The sequence below is a fragment of the Bacillus sp. YP1 genome, assembly GCF_000877815.1.
Taxonomy (GTDB): domain Bacteria; phylum Bacillota; class Bacilli; order Bacillales; family Bacillaceae; genus Bacillus; species Bacillus subtilis.
The window spans coordinates 545058-570330 of the sequence record NZ_CP010014.1 but is presented as its reverse complement, the minus strand read 5'-3'; the positions used below and the strand labels follow the sequence as shown (position 1 = coordinate 570330).

The following is a 25273-nucleotide window of genomic DNA, read 5'->3' as shown; positions in this document are numbered from 1 at the left end:
TCTACTCCTTAACTAAGTTAATAAACATTTTAATTAATTAAAAAACACAAAGGTTAGCACCCTTTGTGTTTTTCACTTTCTTAATTTAATTTACCCGCACCCGCTTGATTTATGACATTTGATTTCACATTAGCAGAAGCATCAATCGATCCATGCAGAGACGGCGTCCAGCCGACAGAAGAGCTCAGCCCGTTTGCAGCCGATGCGTTGATCTGTGTGCCGTTCAGCAACGTGCCGGAGTCATATAAAGCCGTTCCCCCGCTGAATACGCTGATCGTTTTAGCAGCTGACAGTCCCGGTACGTCAATGACATTGTTTTGGGCATAGATTTTAGATGACTTTCCGATTCCCCATGCATAGCTGAAAGGATAACTTGAAGAGCTTGTGCTTCCTTCATAATAGTTGTTGTATACGTGCACTTGCCCGAAGCGGACTCTCGGCGCGCGCTGGACAATATTTTTGTAGCGGTTATGATGCAGCGTAATTTTTAATTTTCCGTCATCGGAGGTTTTACTGTCACTTGATCCGAAAATGGAGCTTTTATCATGATCGTGATAATAGTTGTAAGACATCGTGATATAGTTAGCACCGTTGGAAGCATCCGTTTGGCCGTCATGGTGCTGATATTTTCTTCCATAATATTTCGGTGATGTGCTGTCCGGACGCGAACCGTCATTAAATGTACAGTGATCAATCCAGATGTGTGTGCCGCCGTTTATCGTGATGTTGTCGTATTGTGAGTTCCAGTTCCCTGAGCTTCCGTCAGTCGGATCCCATTGCGGAAAATAATCATAGGCATCCTGGAATTCAATGTTGCGAATAATGACGTTATCACTCTTGATTTGGAAGTTTCCTCCCACGACTTTAGCGTTAGTCCCTGAACCGACGATCGTCGTGTTTGCAGGGATATCCACCATGACCCGTGCTTTTTGGTTTTTCTGAGAGCGTGCTCTCGCTTCTTCTTGTGTTCCCGACGGCTCTTTTTTGCCCCATGTGCTAGGATCATAGGCTTTCAAATATTTGTCCAAATCATACTCCGGATCTTTATAGTCATTTAGACCAAGCGGCTTCAGATTGTCATCTACGTTCATGTCAATCGTTCCCTTGATATAAATGATTTTTGGCGTTGTGTTCGTTTCCTTCCCTAATGCAGAGACAAGCTGGTTTCTGTTGCTGACGGTATACACATTTGAGGACGATGCTTTTGCCCCGCCTGTCGTGCCGGTCGAGTACGCGCCCCAGCCATCATTGGATCCCAACGTCTGGTGGCCTAAATCAGCTGCGTTCACGCCAGCTGGAGTCAATCCTAAAAACAAAGCCGTAGCTAACATCACTTTTTTCATCCACTATGTACCCCCATTTTCTATTTTGTGAGATTTTATTCCAATTTATCACAAAAATATAATAGCAAATTGAGGGACATTCAGAACCGAAAATGTTCCGCTATCCTATTGCGGCATTCTGCAAAATGCCACCGCAAAGACCGCAAAAAAACCAAAAGGCCGTCATAGCCTTTTGGTTTTTTCCTTGCTTTATGCCCAAGCTTTCACTTTTTCGTTATCTGTCACAAAGAGAAGTACTTTTCCTTCATCTAAGCGTTTTTCAAATTGAGCGGCTTCATCTTGAGAAAAACCGATTTCGTGAATTTTATTGCGGAGCTCATCTCCTTTTTTATTGAAGATATTTCCCACCGCGTGCTTGAAACCTGTTTCTTTGGCTCCGATCGTATTGGCATTCGTGTTGTCTGCCAGGCGTTCCGTTCTGTCATCGTCGTGAGCTAAGACGTATACATCCTCTTTCGCAACACCCATTTTCTGTAATTCCTCTACATCCTTCATGAGCTGTTCGTCATTTGTATACTCTTTTACAACTGGTTTCATGTCGATATTCCTCCTTCATGTTTTCTATATTTCTTTCATACCCGATCGTCTGTACCTGAAACAGATTCCAGAACATTAAAGAGAAAAACAGGAGGAATGGTAGTAGCTATTTGTTTTCCGTCCATGGTAAAGTGATAGGAACGGGACCTATTTTCAGAAAAATCAAAATTAAAGAGAAGCCGCTGCACGGAGCACACGACCATGAAACGCTGCCTTTATCCGTACGAGCAGGAGGTATGTCTAATGCAATACTTTTCACCAGAACAGCAATACAATGCTTGGATTGTGAGTGATTTAGTCAAACAGATTTTCCATAAGCGTGCCGGATGTTCACCAGGAATTCACGAGCTTGCGGTTTTTGCCGAGGAACATTTTCATATCGATATCGACTTTGTTTTCTCGATTATCATGAATATCGGCGACATTGAATTTGCACTAACAGATGAAATAGAAAAGAAATTGTCCGGTTATCTCAGCACTCTCCTTCCTTATGTCACTGCTGATATGTTCGAAACCTCTAAAGCCAACGCCCATGCGTTTTTGTCTCGAAGACACGGTAACGCTGCATACCACTTATTTGTGTCTGATGATGCTTTCATGAGAAAGCAGTAAAAACGCATCTTTCTTTACTAAAAAAATATTGACATGATAAGCCATGCTATTATAGTGTTACATGTGATAATGATTCTCATTACTAAATCTTAAAAAAGGAAGAATGACATGCGCACCTATTCTAACAAGTTGATTGCCATCATGAGTGTTTTATTGCTCGCCTGCCTCATTGTATCTGGCTGTTCATCAAGCCAGAATAACAACGGAAGCGGCAAAAGTGAGTCTAAGGATTCCAGAGTGATCCATAACGAAGAAGGAAAAACGACAGTAAGCGGCACACCTAAGCGGGTGGTTGTGCTTGAGCTTTCATTCTTGGATGCCGTTCGCAATCTCGGCATTACGCCGGTGGGCATAGCCGATGACAACAAAAAAGATATGATTAAAAAGCTTGTCGGCAGCTCCATTGATTACACATCTGTAGGCACACGCAGCGAACCCAATCTTGAGGTTATCAGTTCCTTGAAGCCTGATTTAATCATCGCTGACGCTGAGCGCCATAAAAACATTTATAAACAGCTGAAACAAATCGCTCCGACGATTGAATTAAAAAGCCGTGAAGCGACATATGACGAAACGATCGACAGCTTTACGACCATTGCTAAAGCATTAAATAAAGAAGATGAAGGAAAAGAAAAGCTTGCCGAGCACAAAAAAGTCATCAACGATCTAAAAGCCGAACTTCCGAAAGATGAAAACCGCAACATCGTTCTCGGCGTTGCAAGAGCGGATTCCTTCCAGCTTCATACATCATCATCCTATGACGGAGAAATCTTTAAAATGCTCGGCTTTACACACGCCGTGAAGTCAGATAACGCCTATCAAGAGGTCAGCCTCGAGCAATTGAGCAAAATCGATCCTGATATTTTGTTCATCTCAGCCAACGAAGGCAAAACCATTGTAGACGAGTGGAAAACGAACCCGCTCTGGAAAAATCTCAAAGCGGTGAAAAATGGACAAGTCTATGATGCGGACCGTGACACTTGGACAAGATTCAGAGGCATCAAGTCTAGTGAAACAAGCGCCAAAGATGTGCTTAAAAAAGTGTATAATAAATAGGACAAATGAGAAGCGAGGGGAAATCCTTGCTTCTTCGTTTTTGCAACCAGACGCAGTAAGGAAGTGAGACTGTTGTATCATTCAGCCAAACGGCGCTCATCATCAAGACTGATGATGTTCATCATTGCACTGATTATTTTTATATTTGGGCTTGGGCTGAATCTTTCAGTAGGAGCCTCAGACATCGGCATCATAGATTCATTGAAATATCTTTTTGTATGGGACGGTTCAAAGGAACAGCTCATCATCTCTACTCTTCGCCTTCCCCGCACATTAATCGGCGTTTTTGTCGGCGCCAGCCTAGCTGTAGCAGGGGCGCTGATGCAGGCTATGACCAGAAATCCTCTGGCTTCACCCCAAATTTTCGGTGTGAATGCGGGTGCATCGCTTTTTGTCGTTGCTTCTCTCGTCATTCTGCCGGCATCGCCCTATTCATCTGTTATATTCGCTTTTGCGGGTGCGGCAGCAGGCGGCGCGATTGTGTATATGATTGCCTCATCCGGCGGAATGACACCTGTTAAGCTGGCGCTGTCAGGAATGGCCGTGCATTTGTTCCTCTCCTCTATGACACAGGCCATCATTATTTTAAATGAGTCAGGTGAGGATGTTCTGTACTGGATGACAGGCGCAATCGACGGCAGCAACTGGCAGGATGTCATAACCATCGCTCCGTTTTCTGTCATTGGCATCGGGCTTGCCCTCGTATTTTCCGGTTCTGTTTCTGTTCTCGGTCTCGGAGACGAAACAGCAAAAGGGCTTGGACAAAATATGAACGGCATCCGGATTCTGATCAGTTTGATTATTTTAATCCTTTCCGGCGCTTCCGTAGCCGTCGCCGGGCCGATTGGCTTTGTCGGGCTGCTCGTCCCGCATATTGTTCGCAAGCTGATCGGAGAACATTATCAATACGTGCTTCCGTTTTCGGCACTGTTCGGTGCCATTTTGCTGGTGTACGCAGATGTTCTGGCCAGATGGATTGCATTTCCTTATGAATCACCGGTCGGCATTGTCACCGCGATTATCGGAACGCCGTTTTTCTTATATTTGGCAAGGAAAGGGCGAAACCTGAAATGAAGAAAACAACCAGAAAACAAAAACGCCCCTTACTGGCGATAATCATATTGGCCGTGATTTTGATCGTTCTGTCCGTCATCAGCATGGGAATCGGTGCATTATACATTTCACCTGATGCGGTAGTGACGAATCTGCTGGGACTGGATCATTCCTTTGAATTTATCATCCAGCAATATCGCCTTCCCCGCATCATATTAGCAATTTTGGCCGGTGCAGGGCTTGCCGCTGCCGGAGCGATTTTACAGGGTGTGATCCGAAATCCGCTCGCTTCCCCGGACGTTGTCGGCATTTCAAAAGGCTCCGGACTTGCGGCGATGGCTGTGATTCTCATCTTTCCTGAGTCGCCGGTATACGTGCTTCCGTTCTCCGCATTTGCCGGAGCCGCCATTATTGCTGTACTATTATTAATGATAGCCCGAAAAAAGAGCATTCAGCCCTCTTCACTGGCTTTATCAGGCATTGCTTTAGGCGCGGTCTGCCACGCCGGAATGCAATATATGATGGTCAAGTTTCCGGGCGACGTGAATGCTGCACTCATTTGGCTGACAGGAAGCCTCTGGGGAAGAAACTGGGAAGAAGTCAAGCTGCTTGCGCCATGGCTTTTAATTCTTTTTCCGATCGTCTGCATACTCATACCGAAGCTGGATCTTATGTCACTCGGGGATGAGCTTGCACAGGGTCTCGGAGAAAACGCAAACCGGCTGAGATTCATCCTGATTTTCACCGCGGTGGCGCTGGCGGGAAGCTGTGTAGCCGTCGTCGGCTCAATCGGTTTTATCGGCTTGCTTGCTCCGCATATCGCCAGACGGCTTACCGGAGAAAAAGCTAAATATTTACTGCCTGCATCGGCATTGATTGGTGCTATTATATTATTAATTGCAGATACGTTAGGGCGCGGCATCATGCCTCCGGTTGAAATACCTGCCGGAATACTGACAGCCGTGATCGGCGCGCCTTATTTCTTATATTTATTGAAATTCGAAGCGAGGAAACAGTAGGGAGAGGATACCATGGGAAAACTGGCTGCAGACCAGCTCACTCTTTCATATGACAGTACAGTGATTATTGACGGAGTCGACTTAAAGATAGAAGAAGGAAAAATCACTGCGCTCATCGGCGCTAATGGCTGCGGTAAATCAACAATCCTCAAATCGCTCGCCAGGCTGATGGCCCCGAAAAGCGGTACAGTGCTACTAGAAGGAAAAGACATCCACCGCCAGCCATCAAAAGAAGTCGCAAAAAAACTGGCCATTCTTCCACAATCTCCTCAGGCTCCTGAAGGATTGACGGTAGAGGAATTATGCTATTTTGGCAGACATCCTCACAAAAAGCTGTTATCCAAGCATACCCAAGAGGATCATGACATGGTAGAGTGGGCGCTGGAAGCAACGGGCATGATTGAACTGAAGGATCGGACGCTGGATGCCCTCTCAGGCGGCCAAAGACAAAGAGCCTGGATTTCAATGGCACTTGCGCAAGGCACTGATTTGCTTTTGCTTGATGAGCCGACCACGTATTTAGACATCTCACACCAGATTGAAGTGCTTGAACTGCTGAAAAAGCTGAACCGCGACCATGGCCGCACCGTTGTCATGGTGCTCCATGATTTAAACCAAGCCGCTCAATATGCTGACTATCTAATCAGTGTGCTGGACGGAAAAATATACAACGCCGGAACACCGGAAGATGTGTTCACCCAGCCATTTTTCCGTGAAGTCTTCGGCTTGGAATGCTGCATCATGAGAAGCCCGATCGACCAGAAGCCAATGTGCCTGCCGACGGGACTGTGCCCGAAATTACGGGCGAAATGAAAAGGAGAGGAGCCCCCTCTCCTTTTTTGTATGCCAGCTTACCTTTTGTATTTCCTCTCCTGTCCATGTTACAGTGGTGTCAACCAAGTGATAGGAGGATGAAAATGACAGCATCTCAGCAGCAAATTCAATTAGCAAGACGTCCACAAGGTATTCCTGTTCATGAAGACTTTCGCTTTGAAACCATTCCGGTTCCTGAACCCCAGCAAGGGGAAGTGCTTGTCAAAACGCTTTATGTTTCGGTTGACCCTTATATGCGCGGCCGTATGCAGGATACGAAGTCATATGTTGAGCCGTTCGCCTTGGATGAAGCGCTTTCTGGCGGGGTTATCGCTGAAGTCGTGTCAGACGGCGACCAATTGAAAAAAGGCGATATCGTCATCGGAAATCTCAGCTGGCAGGAATTTTCCGCTGTGAGCGAGTCTGCCTTGCGAAAAATTGATACAAGCCTTGCTCCCGCTTCGGCCTATCTCGGCATTTTGGGAATGACCGGCTTAACAGCATACTTCGGATTGCTGGACATCGGACGCCCGAAGGAAGGCGAAACCGTGGTTGTCTCCGGAGCTGCGGGAGCCGTTGGTTCAACAGTCGGGCAAATTGCCAAAATCAAAGGCGCTCGAGTTGTCGGTATCGCGGGCTCTGATGAAAAAATCGACTACTTAAAACAGGAGCTGCAGTTTGACGAAGCCATCAATTACAAAACAGCGGGTGATATTCAAAAAGCGCTTCAAGACGCTTGTCCTGACGGTGTCGATGTGTATTTTGACAATGTCGGCGGACCGATTTCAGACGCGGTCATGAACCTGCTCAATGAATTTGCCCGCATTCCGGTGTGCGGCGCCATTTCTTCCTATAACGCAGAAAGCGAAGCAGATGACATGGGCCCTCGTGTCCAATCAAAACTCATTAAAACGAAGTCGCTGATGCAAGGCTTTATCGTAAGCGACTACTCCGATCGTTTTTCTGAGGGAGCAAAACAGCTGGCCGAATGGCTGAAGGCTGGTAAACTCCATTACGAGGAAACCATCACAGAAGGCTTCGAAAACATTCCTGACGCGTTTCTCGGTTTATTTAAGGGAGAAAATAAAGGGAAACAGCTGATCAAGGTCAGTGATCCGAGCTGAATGAAGATGAAAACGGGAGGGCTTTTTGCCCTCCTTTTGTGTTTCGATGAGATCAGCTGCGAAGAATCAGCGTAAGAAAACCATCTTCATCAGGTTCCGTATCTTCCAAAGTGAATCCTGCTGCTTGAAAGCAAGCTAAACTGATTCGATTGTCTTCTTCAATGCATGCCACCCATTCCCGCACGCTAGTAAAATCAGGTTCGGTCAGCAGCTTTTGCAATATCCGTTTTCCGTACCCTTGAAGCCGGTACAAGGGATTGACGATCAATCCAATATACGTCCGCTCCTCCCCGAACTCAATAACGGCCATCCCTGCCGGCAGCTGTCCATCATACGCCATGATGACAGTATCGTGTTTATCTTTATTTACTCGTGCATACCACTCATCTAATGGCAGCATCCCATCCATTCTCCGTCTGGTATCCTCATTCTCAAACCAGTGTTCAAGAATTTTCAGCTCTGACTCCTTCACTGCTTGAAACCTGTCTATTGAAACCACCTTCCCACCCCCTGCGCAAAACTTTTTCTATTATTTTACAACAAAAAAAGGGCTTTTCGCCCTTCTTTTTATTTCGTCTTCAGTTTTCCGCCTGCATACACAGCTTCACTCAGCTCAACACCAAGCTTCTTCGCCATTTTTTTCAGCTTAGATTCCTCCAATTTTGTCACAAGGCTCAGCACGTTGCCTTCTTTTCCGGCCCGGCCTGTTCGTCCTGATCTGTGGACATAGCCATCTTCATCTGGAATATCAGCATGAATCACGTATGGCAGGTTTTCAATGTCTAAACCGCGTGCGGCAATGTCAGTCGCCAATAAAAGAGGAAACTCTCCGTCTTCGAATGCGGCAATGATTTTTGCCCGCTCCATTTTTTTCGCTTCACTGTGCAAAACGCCGAGTTCAACGTGGTGATATGCCAGTTTTTCCGCATATACACTCAGGTTGCCAATGTCTCTCACAAATACGAGTGCCTGCATGCCTTCAAGCCTTGACAGCTTTTGCAGCAGCTTCACTTTGTCGCGCTGGTCGCAAATCAGGTATTGATGTTTCACTTTCCCTGCCTCCGCCTTGCTTCGCTGCACCTTCAACACCTCAGGCTCTTGCGCCAATTCGCGGAGCACATCCTCTGTTTCCTTTTTAAGCGTGGCAGAGAAACATAGAAGCTGGCGGTCTCTTAATGTCGTTTTAATAATTTGTTTGATCGTCTCGCGATGCTCCGGCAGGATAAGCTGATCCGCTTCATCAAGTACAATCGTTTTCACTTCATGCATTTTGAGTTTCTTTGCTTTAATCAGTTCAAATACCCTGCCTGGCGTGCCGACGATGATATGCGGATGTTTCTTCAGCTTTTCGACCTGCTTCTTCACATTCGCCCCGCCGATTAAGGAAGCCGCGCGCAGCTCTGAGCCCGCTTTCCAATCCTGAATCACCTGAAAAATCTGCATCACCAGCTCACGCGACGGCGCTAAAATCACCGCCTGCGGATGCTTCTGGTCCGGCTTGATCCGCTCTAAAACCGGCAGCGCATACGCCAGCGTCTTTCCTGTGCCTGTCGGCGATTCCGCGATGACATCCTTTCCATCCATGATCAGCTGGGCTGCCTGCTCCTGAACAGGGGTTGGCTTTTGAAAGCCGGAAGCATTCCAATTCTCTTGTATAAATGATTGTGCATTATGTAAAAATGGCCAAGTTTGCGTCATTTTGTTCTCCTCAATTCCTGAAATCTATTCCATAGTATCTCAAAACCTCGCCCGGAACGCAATTTTTCTTTTTCTTTCCTATACCTTTCAACATTCCGAATCCTCCTTTATAATCAAAAGGGTGAATATTACACGCCGATTGTGCGTGTTTGATAACGATAGAGGTGTAAACATGAGTATTTTATCTGTAAAGGATTTAAGCCACGGCTTCGGGGACCGGGCCATTTTTAATAACGTTTCCTTCCGCCTGTTAAAAGGCGAGCACGTCGGCTTGATCGGCGCAAACGGTGAAGGAAAATCAACCTTCATGAATATTATTACCGGAAAGCTTGAACCTGATGAGGGAAAAGTCGAATGGTCAAAAAATGTCCGTGTCGGCTATCTGGATCAGCATACCGTGCTGGAAAAAGGAAAATCCATTCGCGACGTCCTGAAAGACGCGTTCCATTATCTATTTGCGATGGAAGAGGAAATGAACGAGATTTACAACAAAATGGGTGAAGCAGATCCCGACGAGCTCGAGAAGCTGCTTGAAGAAGTCGGCGTCATTCAAGACGCGCTGACAAACAATGATTTTTATGTCATTGATTCCAAGGTGGAGGAAATTGCCCGCGGTCTCGGTTTGAGCGATATCGGATTAGAGCGAGATGTCACCGATTTGAGCGGCGGACAGCGCACAAAGGTCCTTCTCGCTAAGCTGCTCCTTGAAAAGCCGGAAATTCTGCTTCTCGATGAGCCGACCAACTATCTTGATGAACAGCATATTGAATGGCTGAAACGATACCTGCAGGAATACGAGAACGCGTTCATACTGATTTCCCACGATATTCCGTTCTTGAATAGTGTCATCAACCTGATTTATCACGTTGAAAATCAAGAGCTGACACGCTATGTCGGCGACTACCATCAGTTTATGGAAGTCTACGAGGTGAAGAAACAGCAGCTTGAAGCGGCCTATAAAAAGCAGCAGCAGGAAGTCGCAGAGCTGAAGGATTTCGTCGCCCGCAACAAAGCGCGCGTCAGCACGAGAAACATGGCGATGTCCCGCCAAAAGAAACTCGATAAGATGGATATGATCGAGCTTGCGGCAGAAAAGCCAAAGCCGGAATTCCATTTCAAGCCGGCGAGAACGTCAGGCAAGCTGATTTTTGAAACGAAGGATCTCGTGATCGGTTACGATTCCCCGCTGTCCCGTCCGCTCAACCTCCGCATGGAGCGCGGCCAAAAAATTGCCCTTTACGGCGCGAATGGGATCGGAAAAACGACATTGCTGAAAAGTTTGCTTGGTGAAATCCAGCCGCTCGAAGGCTCTGTTGAACGCGGTGAGCACATCTATACCGGCTATTTCGAGCAAGAGGTCAAGGAAACAAACAACAATACGTGCATCGAAGAGGTATGGAGCGAATTCCCTTCGTATACGCAGTATGAAATCCGGGCCGCTCTGGCGAAATGCGGACTGACGACAAAGCATATCGAAAGCCGCGTCTCCGTATTAAGCGGGGGCGAAAAAGCGAAAGTCAGATTGTGCAAGCTGATCAATTCGGAAACAAACCTGCTGGTGCTCGATGAGCCGACAAACCACTTGGATGTCGATGCGAAAGAAGAGCTTAAGCGCGCACTCAAAGAATACAAAGGTTCCATTCTGCTCATTTCTCATGAGCCAGATTTTTATATGGATATCGCGACAGAAACGTGGAACTGCGAGTCTTGGACGACGAAAGTGCTTTAATTTATAAAAAAACCCGCCTGCTGAAGGGCGGGTTTTTTTACTGCCATTTTTTCTGAACGATTCTCAGGAGCTCTCTGTCTTTTAAAATGAGCTGCAATGGAGATGTGAATTCATCAAGTGTCAGCTCTCTTTTGGCAGACAGCTCAAAGTCTTCCTCATCAGCCCATGCGGTGAACCATTCAACCGAAAAGCTGTTTTTCATGACGCTGTGTATGTATTGATAGAGCGTTTCTAAACATTTTAAATCTAACTCTGTAGGTACTGGTTTGTCCATTGCAAAAGTGCCTAAATATTCATGAATTTGTACTTGATAAGGTAAAGTGAGATTATTAGAAACATTTCCGATTTCTTCAACATAAATACCAGCTGCCTCAGGCCCTGTCCTTACTGGATGACCTTTATTAGTTGTAGCTTTTGTATGACCAAAAAAACCTGTTTTTAATGGTTTTTTTGCAGCTAGGTAATAAAATTGAGTCATTTTTTCTCTTTTCCTTCCTGTTTTAATACTATAATATAAATTAATGACATCAACTATTCATAAAATAGACATTAATCCATTGTGCAAAATAAATGTGCCAAAAAACTAATGCCTTGTCAACTATTTACTAAAATATATTTTAGGTCAACTAGTGTATCTAAGTAATATTGAAATTTTTGATTAGTTATTTTTTTCTTTTTCAAGAATCCCTCTAATAAACACTAATTCTTTCTCAATTTTTTCTACATTACCTTGTACTGTAAAATTACTAATATAGTTACCATCTTTACTTTCAAAAATTTTGTTTACTCTTTTACCATTTTGAATTGATTCCCACATTAAAGCTCTTCTGTAATCCTTATTATTATTGTACTCACTTCTTTGAATATTTTCATGGCGAGACTCAGAGATGGTTTCCTGAACTTCAAATTCTTCTCTTTTACTTCGTAAACTTTTTAATAAAGCTTCGTCTTGAATAGCAAAACATTTTATTATTTTCTTAAAATTAACTATATGATCTTTTTTAAGTCGGCGATTTCTTCTTTATTAAATTCAATTGCATTATATTTATCAATTAAGACTTGACTAGCTTGTTTAATATTAAGAGCTAATGGAATATTAGTACTTTCAAATCGTTTAATTATCTGTTTTCGAAAAAATTATCAACCGCATACCCCCATATCAATAGAATGAATGTCCGCCTTTTCTATTGTATGTATGGTAATGATAATAATAAGTACCCTTCTTTATTTTACCATCTTTCTTATTATGAATTTCTGGGCCAACAGGTTTTCTTCCACCGCCCGCAGTTTGTGCAACATTTTTTGCTTTGCTTTTAGAAACTGACCATACGTCTCCCTTTCTTAGTCTAGAAACTGCTTGTTTTTTCGATAGTGCTGGTCCAATATACATATTTGTTTTATTCTTATTTAGAGTCGCAGCATAATAATAGTACTTTTTCTTTTTCTTTAATTTGCTTCTTACTTTAGTAGCAACAGTATACGTTACACCCGCTATAACTATAGCCAAAGAAGCAGCAACCAAATGCTCAACTAAAGCGCCACCAACTACAACAGCAATTGGAACTAAAAAAGCGAAAGACGCTTGTGCTTCTTTAGTATTTACATCATAAACTTGATTGGTATCAAGGTCTTTGAAAGTAGCCACAATATCATCGCCATCAGCTTCTTCGATATCAACTTCATATTTTTTTTCGATATCTTTTCCATCTTCATCTTTTTCCACAGATGTTACAATAGCTGTCGCGTCCTCTTTATCAACTTCTGCAGTTACTGTTTCAGAACTACTTTCATCTAAATCTTCATCAATCAGTGATTCTGAGTCACTCCCATCTAAATCTTGATCAATTCCGAAATCATCTGTTTGGACGTCCACTTCAGCTTTAATCGTGTCTTCATTATTTTTAACTATTTCAACTGAATCCGGATCCACTATATCTCCATTTTCCACCAATGCTCTTTGTAGGTCTTCATTTGTAATCTCTACTGGTGTTTCAGCACCTGCACTCGCTACATTTTTTTCAGGGATAATAGATACAATTATGGCGAATATTAGTGAAATCGCTATAAATTTAATTGATTTTTTCATTGTTCGTCTCCTTTTTTAGACTAATTAAGCCATTCCCCAAAGATTTCATATCTGACTTTTCAGATAAATAAGGCGTTGAGTATTTTTTTAAAGTTTTATAAATGGAAGTAAAGCGGCTCTTTGTTTTACTATATTTAACTGGTTCTTGCATTATTATATTAGCAATAACTCCACTAACAAAAGGAGTTGCCATGGATGTTCCACTAACATTGATATAATTATCCTTAGGAGAAGTTGTAAGAATATCTTCACCTGGAGCAACAAAATCTATTTTTCCCCTTGCAGAGTATTTTGCTCTTTTCATTTTTTTATTTATAGCTCCAACTGAAATTACATTTTGATATCTTGCAGGATAATCAGCATTTAATCCATAATTATTTCCAGCAGCAGCTACTACAATAACTCCCTTTTCGTTAGCCTCATCTATAACTCTTTTTAATTTTTGATCACTTTTTTTCAATCCAACACTAATGTTAACAATATCTACATTATTATCTATTGACCATTCAATCCCCTTAACAATAGACTCTACACTACCACGTCCTTTATCATCCAATACTTTGACCGAATAAATATCTGCATAGGGAGCTATTCCTAATGTACCAATCTTATTATCATTAGAAGCTATGATTCCAGCTACTGCAGTTCCGTGGCCAAACTTATCCTCGATAACACCTTTACTAGGTTCAAGAGCATTATATTCTTTCTTTACAACACCTTTTAAATCTTCATGATTTGAATCTATTCCACTATCAAGAATGGCTATAGATATGTTGGATTTTTTCTCTATTTTTTCATTCTTCCCAATTAGCCTTAATCCCCAAGACTCGACTTGTTGAGTCTTATAATCTTTTGTTTCTTGCCCCTTTTTTCTTAGCACTTTACTCCCTTGGGATTGATTTAAATCAATGAAAAATAGTAATATTATAATGGATAATATGGAAATAAAAATAAAAATATACCTTTTCAGTTAATTACACCTCCTTTTTCCAATAGTATTCTACTACAAAATGTAATCTCCCTCAATATATATTTCCCATAAATATAAAAATACAAGAGAAAAAATAGTTAAATAAACTCATTAAACCCCCAGAACGTTCTCTTGTTATAAAAATTAAATAGAACCTCACGAGTGATATAATTCCCTTCTTCAGATAGATTGATTTAAAAAGCTTTTAATGTTTTTAAGGGAATAACCTTATGGTGAAATCTCGTTTAAGAGAAAGATTGGCACAGAGATTTTGAATGAAGAAGAGAAAGGTACAAACATCGTCGTAGGAATTCAATACCTCCATAGGCTTTGTTGGGTAAAAGCTGCTTTAGAGGAAAGAAGAGGTAAGCCAAGGATCCCCAAAGAAAAGACCTGTAGGTAAATCCTGAAGTTCCCATTATACAAGAGATGGCCGCTGGGGAATATGCGAGGTCATGAAAGTCTCAAGAGGTGGCTTTTATAAGTGGTGGAAAGATTGGAATGCCTTCGGAGAAAACATTGGAAGCCCAGGATTAAAAATATCCTGAACGATGCCCCCGGAAACTGAAAGGGAGCAATAGTTACAGACGTGTAAAAGGTACTTTAATATCGTGATTCCAATAGAAATTAAACGACCTGAGCCCGTCATGTACATATAGGACTCAGGTCGTTTAAAACCTTTTTATTCCTGCCTACTTGACAGGAATAACTATTCCTTTTTAATGACCCGCCTTAATTCCGGCAAGATGTTTACGTCCCATGAGAAGGACAAGCATGCCGACAAAAACGACGATCCCGCCTACTGTATATGGTGTGCTTGCGGTGAAGTGCTCTGACAGCATTCCCGCAATCCACGGAGCGAGCGCACCGCCGATGAAGCGGACTGAGCTGTAGGCTGAAGACGCGATTGAACGTTCAACCGGCGCAGAACCCATCACAGCGGTTGTCATGATCGTATTCACCATACCGAGGACAGCACCAGCGACAACGATACATGTAATAATCAATGTCTGATGCTCTGTCCAGATCCCCATGATCATGAGAATGACTGCAAAGGCGATAAAGAGAACAACCAAGGAACGCACTGTGCCCAGCGCTTTGTGCACGAGCGGCGCAGTAAAGACTGACGTAACAGCCAGCAGAAGACCCCAGCCAAAGAAGACATATCCGAGACCGTGTTCATCTAAATCCAGTACGAACGGAGAATAAGCAAGCAAAATAAAAAATCCAAAGTTGTATAAGAACGCAGATACCGCCATCGTCAGCAGACCTTTATATTTGAGCGCCTTCATCGCATCAAACACACCGACGCGTTTCGCCGGTTTCGGCAATTTCGGCAGCATGAAAGAAATCGCGATTAACGCAATAAACATCAGGACAGATACCCCAAAAAACGGTGCGCGCCATGAAATGCTTCCAAGCTCTCCGCCTGCAAGCGGCCCGACGGAAATCCCGAGACCGAGCGCAGCCTCATACAAAATAATCGCTTGGGCGCTTCCTCCGACTGATACACCAACGATGACCGCAAGCGCTGTTGAAATAAACAAAGCATTCCCTAATCCCCAGCCGCCGCGATAGCCGACTAACTGAGCGATTGAGCTTGAGCTGCCGCCAAGCCCCGCAAACACAATAATAAAAATAAGTCCGAGAATTAATGTCCATTTCGCGCCGATGCGGCTGGAAATGGCTCCTGAGAAAAACATCATAAATCCGGTTACAAGCAAATAACTTGTAAACAAGAGTGATACTTCACTAGGTGAAGCATGTAGTTGTGCGGCAATGGCCGGAAGAATTGGATCGACCAGCCCGATTCCCATAAAGGAAATCACACAGGCAAATGCGACAGCCCATACCGCTTTTGGCTGGCTGAGCAAACCCGTTTTCTGATTCACTTGTGTTGTCTTATCCATTTGACCTAACCTCCATCTTTATTCCATTAAAAGAAACGCTACAAAAATAGCGTTTAACAAACTTTTCATTCGATTGATTGAATGGCGCGTTCCGCTTTGCCTTTCATGCCTTGCAGGCGTTCTTTAAAGCTTTGGAATGTGCGGATTTTCTCATCAATCAAACTCAGCTGGTGATTCAGGGTTTCCTGAATTTCCTCCAGTTTTTCTTTCCGTTCCTTAGGATCCAGTGACAACAAATACCCCTCTTTGTTTAACTCTAGCTGGCGGCTGGTTTCCATGAAATGCTGAAGCTCCTGAAGGGAAAAACCGAGCACCTCTTTTGTGCTGATGACTTTCTCAAGCTCCTCCATATCATCCTCTGAATAAAGCCTTACACCGCCGTCTGTCCGTTTCGGCGCCGGAATCAAGCCGATTTCTTCATAAAACCGGATGGTCCGCTTTGTCAGTCCGCTTCTTTTGGCCACTTGATCAATCTTCATCCATTCCAAGGTAAATCCCCCTTCGCCGTTTCTGTTACCATTATACACCTTTTGAACCTTAACGTAAACGTTAAGTTTTAAAAAACAATAAAAAAGACGAGTAGCATAAAGCACCCGTCTTTCACTTTCCTGTTTAAGCTAAACTTCCCGCCACTGACAGAGACTCTTTTTGAAGGCTTTCAGAAAGCACTCGATACGCGATCACTTTCTTCTTGTACTGTTTCACGACGTCGATATGGTCGTCGTAGCGGTACACGAACAGCTTCACGTCTCTTTTTCCTTTTTTTGTATCTATCACCAGCGGCGTGCCGCCGTTTTCCGGATGTAAATAACGCTCTTCATCACCTGGATAGATATAATATTTCTCCAGGAAGACAGCTTCGTTAAATTGATCAATCACTTTCTGCTTCTCTGTACCCTCGAGACGTTTTCCATCTAGAGAGAGACTCGCATTTTCGCCACTAAGCTTGGCGTGCACTTCAAATTTGCCGAGCAGCCATTCTATGACGCCTGTAGGAAGACAGGTTAATACGATTTTCACCAGACTCATGAGAATTAACATCACGATCGCCCATGTCATACTTCATCATCTCCGTTAGTTTTCCATGTGCCGCTGACACACAATTTTATCCTAACATAAGCAGGCCGGTTCGTTTTTGTCCATTATGTGAAAAAAAGCGCGGCCTGCTGCGGCCACGCTTTTTAGCTTTCCAGTTCTTCGATCATGAGGGACAATTCTGTCCAGCGGTCCATCGCAGCCTCAAGCTCTTCCGCAGTTTTCGCCTGCTCGGCCATCAGCTCTTGGATTTTGCCAAAATCACTGCCTGCTGCGGCGATGTCAGCTTCGAGCTGCTCATGCTTTTCTTCCAGCTGGGCAATTTTATCTTCGATGCCGTCCCATTCCAGCTGGTCTTTGTAAGAAAGCTTTTTCCGTTTTTTCTTCGGCTCGGCTTCAGCCGTTTTTTCCTCAGCTGTCAGTTTTGGGGCCGCTTTTTTCGCTTTTGACTCCTCCATATAGTCGCTATAGGAGCCTTGAAAGCGGGAAATGACGCCATTTCCTTCAAATACAATCAAACGGTCGACGACGCGGTCAAGGAAATAGCGGTCATGGGATACGGTGATGACGACGCCAGGGAACTGGTCAATATAATCCTCAAGAACGCTTAATGTTTCAGTATCCAAATCGTTCGTCGGCTCATCGAGAAACAGGACATTCGGCTCCTGCATGAGAACCTGAAGCAAGTATAAACGGCGTTTTTCCCCGCCGGACAGCTTGCGGATATACGTCTGCTGCATCGAACGCGGGAAGAGGAAACGCTCGAGCATTTGTTCAGCTGTAATCATATCGCCATCTGCCGTTTTTACGACCTCCGCCGTTTCTTTTATATAGTCAATGACCTTTAACTCACCGTTCATTTCACTATGATCCTGAGTATAGTAGCCGATTCTGACCGTCTGTCCGATCGTAATATCGCCTCCGTCCGGCGTATGACGGCCGGCAAGGGCATTTAACAGCGTTGTTTTCCCGATGCCGTTCGGCCCGATGATCCCGATCCGTTCACCTGGTATGACAAGTTCATTAAAACGGTCGACGAGCATGCGGCCGTCATAAGCGATCATGACGTTCTCCGCTTCAATAACCTGTTTTCCGAGACGGTGCGAGCCAATGGCAAAATCGAGTGAACCTGATGACTGAGGGCCTTTCTGCTCTTTAAGCGACTCTACCCGGTCAATTCTCGCCTTTTGTTTTGTGGAGCGGGCTTTCGCTCCCCGTCTGAGCCAAGCCAGCTCGCGGCGCAGCAGGTTTTGCCGCTTCGTTTCCTTTTGCTCAGCCTGCGCTTCCCGTTCCGCGCGTTTTTCTAAAAACACTTCATAGTTGCCTTTGTACGTGTAGAGACTGCCTCTTTCAAGCTCATAAATGCGGTTGGTGACACGGTTTAAGAAATATCTATCGTGCGTCACCAGCATGACGGCGCCGGGATATTGGCTTAAATACCCTTCAAGCCACTCAATCGTTTCATTATCCAAATGGTTTGTCGGCTCGTCCAAAATGAGCAGATCAGCGGGCTGAATTAAGTTTTTGGCAATGGCTACCCGTTTTTTCTGGCCGCCTGAGAGCTCATTGACCGGTTTTGTTACGTCGTTGACGCCCAGCTTAGACAATACGGTTTTTGCCAAGGTGTTTGCATCCCATGCATTGTTTGCGTCCATTTTCGCTTGTGCTGCCAGCAGGTGTTTCTGGCGCTGTTCATTTTCGGGATCTTTCCCCAGTTCATACAGCGCTTTTTCATATTCACGCAAGGTTTTCATCACAGCCGATTCACCGGAATAGATATGCTCCAGCACTGTTTGCCCCGCAGGCAGCTCCGGGTCTTGATGAAGAAATTCGACCTGCACGCTTCCAGATTTCGTGATTTCTCCTTCTTCGATAGATTCCAAGCCGGCAATCACTTTCAGCAGCGTTGATTTTCCTGTTCCGTTCGGTCCGATCAATCCGATTCTCTCATTCTCTTCAATATGAAAGGAGATATGGTCAAATAATGTTTTATCTCCGTATGTTTTATAAAGATTTTCCGCTTTTAATATGCTCATGGTTCCTATCAATCCTCACGTAAGTTCATGTGTACATTTTAAATCAGCCGCTGGAATAAAACTAGTAAAACGTCAGACGAATTTCATGGAAATGCAGGATAGAAAAAGACCGGGGACATTTGTCCCCGGTCTTTTACTCTTCCTCAAGCGCTTTTTCGGCCATTTTTGCAAGATGCTGTGCGCTTCCTGAAATCTCCTGCATTGTGGCGGAAATTTGTTCAACAGCAGCGGCTTGTCCGTCTGTATGCTGGTTAATCGACTCAATGGATTCCTCCAGCCCTTTCAGCAGGCTGTGGATTTTTTTCGTAATCTGGTCAATTTGGCCGACATTTTCTTTTGAATGCGTTGCTAGCTTTCTGATCTCATCTGCGACGACAGAGAAGCCTTTTCCGGACTCCCCTGCTCTTGCCGCTTCGATCGCGGCGTTCAAGCCGAGCAGATTGCTTTGGTCAGAGATGCCTTTAACAGTTACTGAAATATCGGCGATTTCACCGGCGCTTTCGCTTACTTTTTTCGCCTGAGAGGAAATGCCCGACATTTGAGTTGAAAACCCGTTAATTGATTCAGAAATGTCGGAAATAGCCGCGGCTGTTTGTTCAACGACAGCTGATAAGCTTTCCGCGACATCATGCAGCTTTGACGACTCCTCAAGGCTCGTTCCGAGGCCGACGCCTCCAATGACTCTTCCATTCTCGTCGTGCAGCGGGATGGCACGCGCGATCAATGGGAAGCCGAACAATTCTTTCGGAACCATGCTCGTCTTCTTCTGATTGCTTCGGATGGCATCTGTGATGATATCCCCTTCCTGCAGCGGATCGCCGGCTTTTACGTTCAGCGAAAAGGTTTTGGCCGGTATATTCACGAGCAGTTTTTCCGTATCATAAATGCCGATTGTAATATCATCCTGAACCAGGCTGTTTAAATAAGGGGCTACTTTGATAAATGCGTCCAGAATATCTGCGGTTTCTTTTTCCGTATTTATGGTCAATTCCATTCACTCCTTTTCATTAATAAGGGAAGCTGCGTTTTTTGTGCTGGACCGAGATCCATTTCAGCGTTGTAAATTCTTCGAGGCTCCACTCACCGTTTAAACGGCCGAGGCCTGATTGCTTTTCACCGCCGAAGGCTACATTCGGTTCATCATTGATGGTCGTGTCATTGACGTGAATCATGCCTGTTTCAATGCGTTTCGCAAAAGCCACGCCGCGCTCAAGATTTGACGTATGTACGGCACCGCTCAAGCCAAACGGGGTTTCGTTTGCGATATCCACCGCTTCGTCTTCTGAATCAAACTTCATAAAGGAGACGACTGGTCCGAACAGCTCTTCCTTGGCAATGCTCATGAACGGTTTGACGTCTTTTAAGATCGTCGGTTCCACGATCGTCCCGTTAAATCCGCCAAGCTTCACTGGTACAGCGCCTTCTTCAATTGCTTGCTCAACAGTCTTCATCAGCCCGTCCGTCTGTCTGCTGTTGATTAATGGCCCGATAATCGTATCAGGATCCATTGGGTCGCCGACTTTCAGCGATTCCACTTTTGCCTGGTACAGCTCAAGGAACTTGTCATAAATAGAAGAATGAACAAGCACGCGGTTGGCTGACATGCAAATCTGTCCTTGATGTGTAAATCGGCTGAACACCGCCGCATTGACCGCATATTCTATATCTGCATCCTCAAGTACGATGAAAGCGCTGTTTCCGCCAAGCTCAAGAAGCGGCTTTTTAAAATGCTTCATCGCAAGCTGTCCGATGTAGCTGCCGACTTTCGTAGAACCGGTAAATGAGATGATCCGCGGCACTGGATGCTCAACAAAGCTGTCGCCGATTTCTGCAATGTCTGTGACAACAACATTCAGCAGCCCCGCTGGAATTCCCGCGTTCTCAAAAATTTTCGCGATCAATGTTCCGCCGCAAATCGGCGTTTCCTCATGCGGCTTTAGCACAACGCCATTGCCGGCTCCGAGTGCAGGCGCCACTGATTTCATAGATAAAAAGAATGGGAAGTTAAACGGGCTGATGACACCGACAACGCCTGCCGGCACGCGATATAATCTGTTTTCCTTGCCATCTATTGTGGACGGAAGAATTTTCCCCTCCATGCGGATTGGGAACGTTGCCGCTTCTTTCATGATGTTTTTGACAAGTCCTATTTCAAAAGCCGCTTTGAGCCTTGTACCGCCTAGCTCCTCCATAATCAAATAAATAATGGCTTCTTCATTTTCTTCAATATACGTGACGGCTTTTTCTAAAATGGTTCTTTTCTCAAACGGATTGACCGCATCCCATTTTTTCTTTGCCAGCGCCGCTGCCCGATACGCTTCATCTACATCGTCAGCAGTCGCTTTACGGAATGTTGTGAATGTTTTTTGAGTATAAGGATTTTTGTTTTCCAATACATTTGGGCTGCTGCCCTCCTGCCATTTCCCGCCGATAAACTGTTTATTCAACTCTTCATATTGAAACATGGTCAGCATCTCCTTTATAACCGCAAATCAAAATATGGGCGAATCTATTTTTTCTATCGGTTCATCTTGCATAAAATTGAATATACGATTAGTAAAAATTACTATCCTATGATACGACAACGCTGTTTCGCTTCTATCATTTAAAGCAGAAAAATATTTTATTGACTGCGTCAAATTTCGACAATATAATACAACAAGAACTGTATATAATGATTAGAATATTTTGAATATTTACAGGAGGAACTTTTGATGAGTTCATTATTTAGAAAAAAACCGCTTGAAACATTGAGTGCGCAGAGCAAGTCAAAAAGCCTTGCCCGTACGTTAAGCGCATTTGATTTAACCTTGCTCGGTATCGGTTGTGTCATCGGTACAGGGATTTTTGTCATTACAGGAACAGTGGCAGCGACCGGTGCAGGTCCCGCCCTCATCATATCGTTTATTTTAGCGGGGCTCGCCTGTGCGCTGGCTGCTTTCTGTTATGCTGAGTTTTCGTCTTCTATTCCGATTTCGGGAAGCGTGTACTCCTACTCATACGTGACACTTGGAGAGCTGCTCGCCTTTTTGATCGGATGGGATCTCATGCTTGAATATGTCATTGCACTGTCGGCGGTTGCCACCGGCTGGTCTTCATACTTTCAATCACTGCTTGCCGGCTTCAATCTTCATATTCCGGCTGCACTGACAGGAGCGCCGGGAAGCACGGCGGGCGCCGTATTTAACCTTCCGGCTGCGGTGATCATTCTCCTCATCACTGCGATTGTCAGCAGAGGCGTCAAGGAAAGCACACGCTTTAACAACGTCATCGTACTGATGAAAATCGCGATCATATTATTGTTCATTATTGTCGGCATCGGCTATGTGAAACCGGATAACTGGTCTCCTTTTATGCCTTTCGGGATGAAAGGCGTCATACTTAGCGCCGCCACTGTATTCTTCGCGTACCTTGGGTTTGACGCGGTTTCTAACGCGTCAGAGGAAGTGAAAAATCCGCAAAAAAACATGCCCGTCGGCATTATTTCAGCTCTAGCCGTCTGCACGGTTCTGTACATCGCGGTATCGCTTGTGCTGACAGGCATGATGCCTTATGCCAAATTGAATGTCGGAGATCCTGTATCCTTTGCTCTGAAATTCGTCGGACAGGACGCTGTTGCCGGAATTATTTCTGTCGGTGCGATTATCGGGATTACGACGGTGATGCTCGCTTTGCTGTACGCTCAGGTTCGTTTGACATTTGCCATGAGCAGAGACGGCCTTCTGCCTGGATTGTTCGCAAAGGTTCATCCGTCATTTAAAACCCCGTTCCGCAACACATGGCTGACAGGGATCGTTGCAGCGGGAATCGCCGGCTTTATTAACCTCGGAACGCTGGCCCATCTGGTGAACATGGGAACACTTGCCGCGTTTACGGTCATATCTATTGCTGTCATTGTGCTAAGAAAGAAACATCCTGAAATCAAGGCGTCCTTCAGAGTGCCGTTCGTTCCGGTTGTGCCGATTATCAGCGCAGGCATCTGCCTCTGGTTCATGTACAGCCTTCCCGGCGTCACATGGCTTTCATTTGTCATCTGGATCGCTGTCGGAACGCTGGTTTACTTCCTATATTCGAGAAAACACAGCTTATTAAACAAATAATCTCTTTTCAGCCGGCGGTGCCTCACCCGCCGGCTTTTTCCTTTTTTTATGTGCTATACTTTGAATACATATGAGAAAGGGAGACACACAGATGAAACGATACCGCACTTTATTATTTGATGTAGATGATACCATCCTTGATTTTCAAGCGGCAGAAGCTTTAGCCCTGCGTTTGCTGTTTGAAGATCAGAACATTCCTTTAACAAATGACATGAAGGCGCAGTATAAAACCATCAATCAAGGTCTCTGGAGAGCCTTTGAAGAAGGTAAGATGACACGGGATGAAGTCGTAAACACACGTTTCTCCGCTTTGCTCAAGGAGTACGTTTACGAAGCGGACGGCGCTTTGCTTGAGCAAAAATACCGCCGCTTTCTTGAAGAAGGACATCAGCTTATTGACGGTGCATTTGATCTCATCTCAAATCTGCAGCAACAGTTTGATTTGTACATCGTGACAAACGGCGTGTCTCACACACAATATAAGCGTCTCCGTGATTCAGGATTATTTCCATTCTTCAAGGACATTTTCGTTTCTGAAGACACAGGCTTCCAAAAGCCGATGAAGGAATATTTCGATTACGTATTTGAACGGATTCCTCAATTTTCAGCAGAGCACACATTAATCATTGGGGATTCACTGACTGCTGATATCAAAGGCGGACAGCTCGCCGGACTTGATACTTGTTGGATGAACCCTGACATGAAGCCGAATGTGCCAGAGATCATACCAACCTATGAGATTCGTAAGCTTGAAGAGCTATATCACATTTTGAATATCGAAAATACCGTCAGCTCCTAATCAGGCTGACGGTATTTCTTTCATAAGAATCTTTTTTCCTCTTGATAAATTCTTCACCTTATGAATAATATGGTGGTATGCTTTGGTTATATATGTAAGGAGGAGACTCAATTGGCTATCGCCGCCCCGTTAAAAGAAAAAACAGTTCAAAAACCAGGCACCACGGTGTATCCGATTTTGATTATTATCGGAATTTGCCATATGCTCAACGATTCGCTTCAGGCTGTGATTCCGGCCATGTTCCCTATTTTGGAACGCTCCATGAGCCTGACGTTTACACAGCTCGGCATCATCGCTTTCACATTAAACATGGTGTCATCCGTCATGCAGCCTGTTGTCGGCTGGTATACCGATAAACGGCCGCGGCCGTATGCGCTGCCAGTCGGTTTGACCGCCAGCATGCTTGGCATTTTAGGCCTTGCATTTGCCCCGTCATTCATAACGATCCTATGCTGTGTGTTTTTCATTGGATTAGGCTCGGCCATTTTCCACCCGGAGGGCTCCCGTGTGGCGTATATGGCCGCCGGCACAAAACGCGGGCTCGCCCAGTCGATTTATCAGGTGGGCGGAAACTCAGGCCAGGCGATGGCGCCGCTGATCACCGCGCTGATCCTTGTACCGCTCGGGCAATTCGGCGCTGTTTGGTTCACGCTTGTCGCCGCGCTTGCTGTTTTGTTTCTCATGTATATTGCGAAATGGTACGCCTCACGTCTCGGCAGCCTTGCCCAGAAATTAGGCAAACAAAAGAAAACGGCTGAAAACACGGCCATCACCAAATCTGTTGTATCTGCTCTTATTATTATTATATTTCTCATTTTTGCTCGTTCTTGGTATACGAGTGCGATCGGTAACTTTTACACGTTTTACGCGATGGATACCTATCACGTAAGCATTCAGCAGGCACAAAGCTATATTTTTGTCTTCTTGCTGTTCGGTGCAATCGGCACGTTTCTCGGCGGCCCGCTTGCAGACCGTTTTGGAAAACGCTTCGTTATCCTCGGTTCGCTGTTATGCTCGGCGCCGCTGGCGATTGTGCTGCCATTTGCCGGCCCGGTTCTCGCCTATGGCGTGCTCGCATTGATTGGCTTGGTTCTGATGTCGAGCTTTTCTGTAACGGTCGTCTACGCACAGGAGCTAGTTCCTGGAAAAATCGGCACAATGTCCGGTTTAACCGTCGGGCTTGCCTTCGGGATGGGCGCGATCGGCGCTGTGGCGCTGGGCGCTCTGATTGACGCAGCGGGACTGACCCCGACGATGATCGCCATTGCCTTTCTCCCTGTTCTCGGCATCCTTGCCTTCCTATTGCCAAGTGACCAGAAGCTGAGAGAATGGCATAGCTGAAAAAACCCCTGC

General features: G+C 44.9%; 23 protein-coding genes and 1 pseudogene. 10 read left to right on the top strand and 14 right to left on the bottom strand.

Going from position 1 to position 25273, the window contains the following annotated elements:
- Positions 1 to 80: 80 nt before the first annotated feature.
- Complete coding sequence (locus tag QF06_RS02675) at positions 81 to 1343, bottom strand: pectate lyase (protein WP_038829543.1); 1263 nt, start codon at positions 1341 to 1343, stop codon at positions 81 to 83.
- A gap of 189 nt (positions 1344 to 1532) precedes the next feature.
- Positions 1533 to 1880, bottom strand: a complete 348-nt coding sequence (locus QF06_RS02670; RefSeq protein WP_041851184.1) for a YflT domain-containing protein — start codon at positions 1878 to 1880, stop codon at positions 1533 to 1535.
- Positions 1881 to 2123: 243 nt separating this feature from the next.
- Here QF06_RS02670 and QF06_RS02665 point away from each other — a divergent pair, with 243 nt between their 5' ends.
- The 6 genes from QF06_RS02665 to QF06_RS02640 all read left to right on the top strand — a co-directional run bounded on the left by QF06_RS02665 (position 2124) and on the right by QF06_RS02640 (position 7557).
- Positions 2124 to 2492 (top strand): YfmB family protein, encoded by a 369-nt coding sequence (locus QF06_RS02665; RefSeq protein ID WP_003233730.1) that lies wholly within the window; start codon positions 2124 to 2126, stop codon positions 2490 to 2492.
- Between the two features lie 108 nt (positions 2493 to 2600).
- On the top strand, positions 2601 to 3548 hold the full coding sequence (yfmC, locus tag QF06_RS02660) for a Fe(3+)-citrate ABC transporter substrate-binding protein YfmC (RefSeq protein WP_021481217.1): 948 nt from the start codon (positions 2601 to 2603) through the stop codon (positions 3546 to 3548).
- Positions 3549 to 3620: 72 nt separating this feature from the next.
- Positions 3621 to 4622: a Fe(3+) dicitrate ABC transporter permease FecD gene (fecD, locus tag QF06_RS02655; RefSeq protein WP_014476116.1), complete on the top strand. Its 1002-nt coding sequence runs from the start codon at positions 3621 to 3623 to the stop codon at positions 4620 to 4622.
- Positions 4619 to 5620 (top strand): Fe(3+)-citrate ABC transporter permease YfmE, encoded by a 1002-nt coding sequence (gene yfmE / locus QF06_RS02650; RefSeq protein WP_041851185.1) that lies wholly within the window; start codon positions 4619 to 4621, stop codon positions 5618 to 5620. The genes fecD and yfmE overlap by 4 nt, the downstream gene beginning before the upstream one ends.
- Before the next feature lie 12 nt (positions 5621 to 5632).
- A complete protein-coding gene (gene yfmF, locus QF06_RS02645) occupies positions 5633 to 6433 on the top strand; it encodes a Fe(3+)-citrate ABC transporter ATP-binding protein YfmF (RefSeq protein ID WP_003233737.1) in 801 nt (266 codons plus the stop codon).
- A gap of 104 nt (positions 6434 to 6537) precedes the next feature.
- Complete coding sequence (locus QF06_RS02640) at positions 6538 to 7557, top strand: NADP-dependent oxidoreductase (protein ID WP_041851186.1); 1020 nt, start codon at positions 6538 to 6540, stop codon at positions 7555 to 7557.
- A 52-nt stretch (positions 7558 to 7609) separates the two neighbouring features.
- Here the strand turns inward: QF06_RS02640 and QF06_RS02635 are convergent, their stop codons facing one another.
- Positions 7610 to 8056, bottom strand: coding sequence for a GNAT family N-acetyltransferase (locus QF06_RS02635; RefSeq protein WP_041851187.1), 447 nt, complete (start codon positions 8054 to 8056; stop codon positions 7610 to 7612).
- A gap of 68 nt (positions 8057 to 8124) precedes the next feature.
- Positions 8125 to 9255, bottom strand: coding sequence for a DEAD/DEAH box helicase (locus tag QF06_RS02630; protein WP_021481221.1), 1131 nt, complete (start codon positions 9253 to 9255; stop codon positions 8125 to 8127).
- A 172-nt stretch (positions 9256 to 9427) separates the two neighbouring features.
- On the opposite strand from QF06_RS02630, the gene QF06_RS02625 reads away from it, so the two are divergent.
- A complete protein-coding gene (locus QF06_RS02625) occupies positions 9428 to 10984 on the top strand; it encodes an ABC-F family ATP-binding cassette domain-containing protein (RefSeq protein WP_014476110.1) in 1557 nt (518 codons plus the stop codon).
- Between the two features lie 120 nt (positions 10985 to 11104).
- Here QF06_RS02625 and QF06_RS20880 read toward each other — a convergent pair.
- The 10 genes and pseudogenes from QF06_RS20880 to yfmT form a co-directional block, all read right to left on the bottom strand.
- Positions 11105 to 11258, bottom strand: a pseudogene (locus QF06_RS20880) (hypothetical protein).
- Between the two features lie 384 nt (positions 11259 to 11642).
- On the bottom strand, positions 11643 to 11801 hold the full coding sequence (locus QF06_RS21710; protein ID WP_021481224.1) for a hypothetical protein: 159 nt from the start codon (positions 11799 to 11801) through the stop codon (positions 11643 to 11645).
- A gap of 342 nt (positions 11802 to 12143) precedes the next feature.
- The gene (locus QF06_RS20685; RefSeq protein ID WP_021481226.1) at positions 12144 to 13070 is read right to left on the bottom strand and encodes an SAR2788 family putative toxin; all 927 of its coding nucleotides are present in this window, start codon (positions 13068 to 13070) and stop codon (positions 12144 to 12146) included.
- Entirely contained in the window at positions 13054 to 13950 is an 897-nt protein-coding gene (locus QF06_RS02610; RefSeq protein WP_021481227.1) for a S8 family peptidase, read from the bottom strand. The genes QF06_RS20685 and QF06_RS02610 overlap by 17 nt, the downstream gene beginning before the upstream one ends.
- A gap of 809 nt (positions 13951 to 14759) precedes the next feature.
- Entirely contained in the window at positions 14760 to 15950 is a 1191-nt protein-coding gene (locus tag QF06_RS02605) for an MFS transporter (protein ID WP_021481228.1), read from the bottom strand.
- A 65-nt stretch (positions 15951 to 16015) separates the two neighbouring features.
- Positions 16016 to 16438, bottom strand: a complete 423-nt coding sequence (locus QF06_RS02600) for a MerR family transcriptional regulator (RefSeq protein WP_014479143.1) — start codon at positions 16436 to 16438, stop codon at positions 16016 to 16018.
- A 124-nt stretch (positions 16439 to 16562) separates the two neighbouring features.
- Positions 16563 to 17009 (bottom strand): YfmQ family protein, encoded by a 447-nt coding sequence (locus QF06_RS02595; protein WP_041851188.1) that lies wholly within the window; start codon positions 17007 to 17009, stop codon positions 16563 to 16565.
- Between the two features lie 122 nt (positions 17010 to 17131).
- A complete protein-coding gene (locus tag QF06_RS02590) occupies positions 17132 to 19021 on the bottom strand; it encodes an ABC-F family ATP-binding cassette domain-containing protein (protein ID WP_043940066.1) in 1890 nt (629 codons plus the stop codon).
- 133 nt (positions 19022 to 19154) lie between these two features.
- Positions 19155 to 19559 (bottom strand): methyl-accepting chemotaxis protein, encoded by a 405-nt coding sequence (locus QF06_RS22310; RefSeq protein WP_369888597.1) that lies wholly within the window; start codon positions 19557 to 19559, stop codon positions 19155 to 19157.
- A gap of 469 nt (positions 19560 to 20028) precedes the next feature.
- Complete coding sequence (gene yfmT, locus QF06_RS02580) at positions 20029 to 21486, bottom strand: benzaldehyde dehydrogenase (RefSeq protein ID WP_041851190.1); 1458 nt, start codon at positions 21484 to 21486, stop codon at positions 20029 to 20031.
- Positions 21487 to 21735: 249 nt separating this feature from the next.
- Here yfmT and QF06_RS02575 point away from each other — a divergent pair, with 249 nt between their 5' ends.
- From QF06_RS02575 to QF06_RS02565, 3 genes are all read left to right on the top strand, one after another.
- Positions 21736 to 23121: a branched-chain amino acid transporter BcaP gene (locus QF06_RS02575; RefSeq protein WP_003233771.1), complete on the top strand. Its 1386-nt coding sequence runs from the start codon at positions 21736 to 21738 to the stop codon at positions 23119 to 23121.
- A gap of 91 nt (positions 23122 to 23212) precedes the next feature.
- A complete protein-coding gene (locus QF06_RS02570) occupies positions 23213 to 23920 on the top strand; it encodes a YjjG family noncanonical pyrimidine nucleotidase (protein WP_041851191.1) in 708 nt (235 codons plus the stop codon).
- A 111-nt stretch (positions 23921 to 24031) separates the two neighbouring features.
- Positions 24032 to 25261 carry an MFS transporter gene (locus tag QF06_RS02565; protein ID WP_041851192.1) on the top strand — a complete coding sequence of 410 codons (1230 nt, stop codon included), beginning with the start codon at positions 24032 to 24034 and terminating at the stop codon, positions 25259 to 25261.
- Positions 25262 to 25273 lie beyond the last annotated feature (12 nt).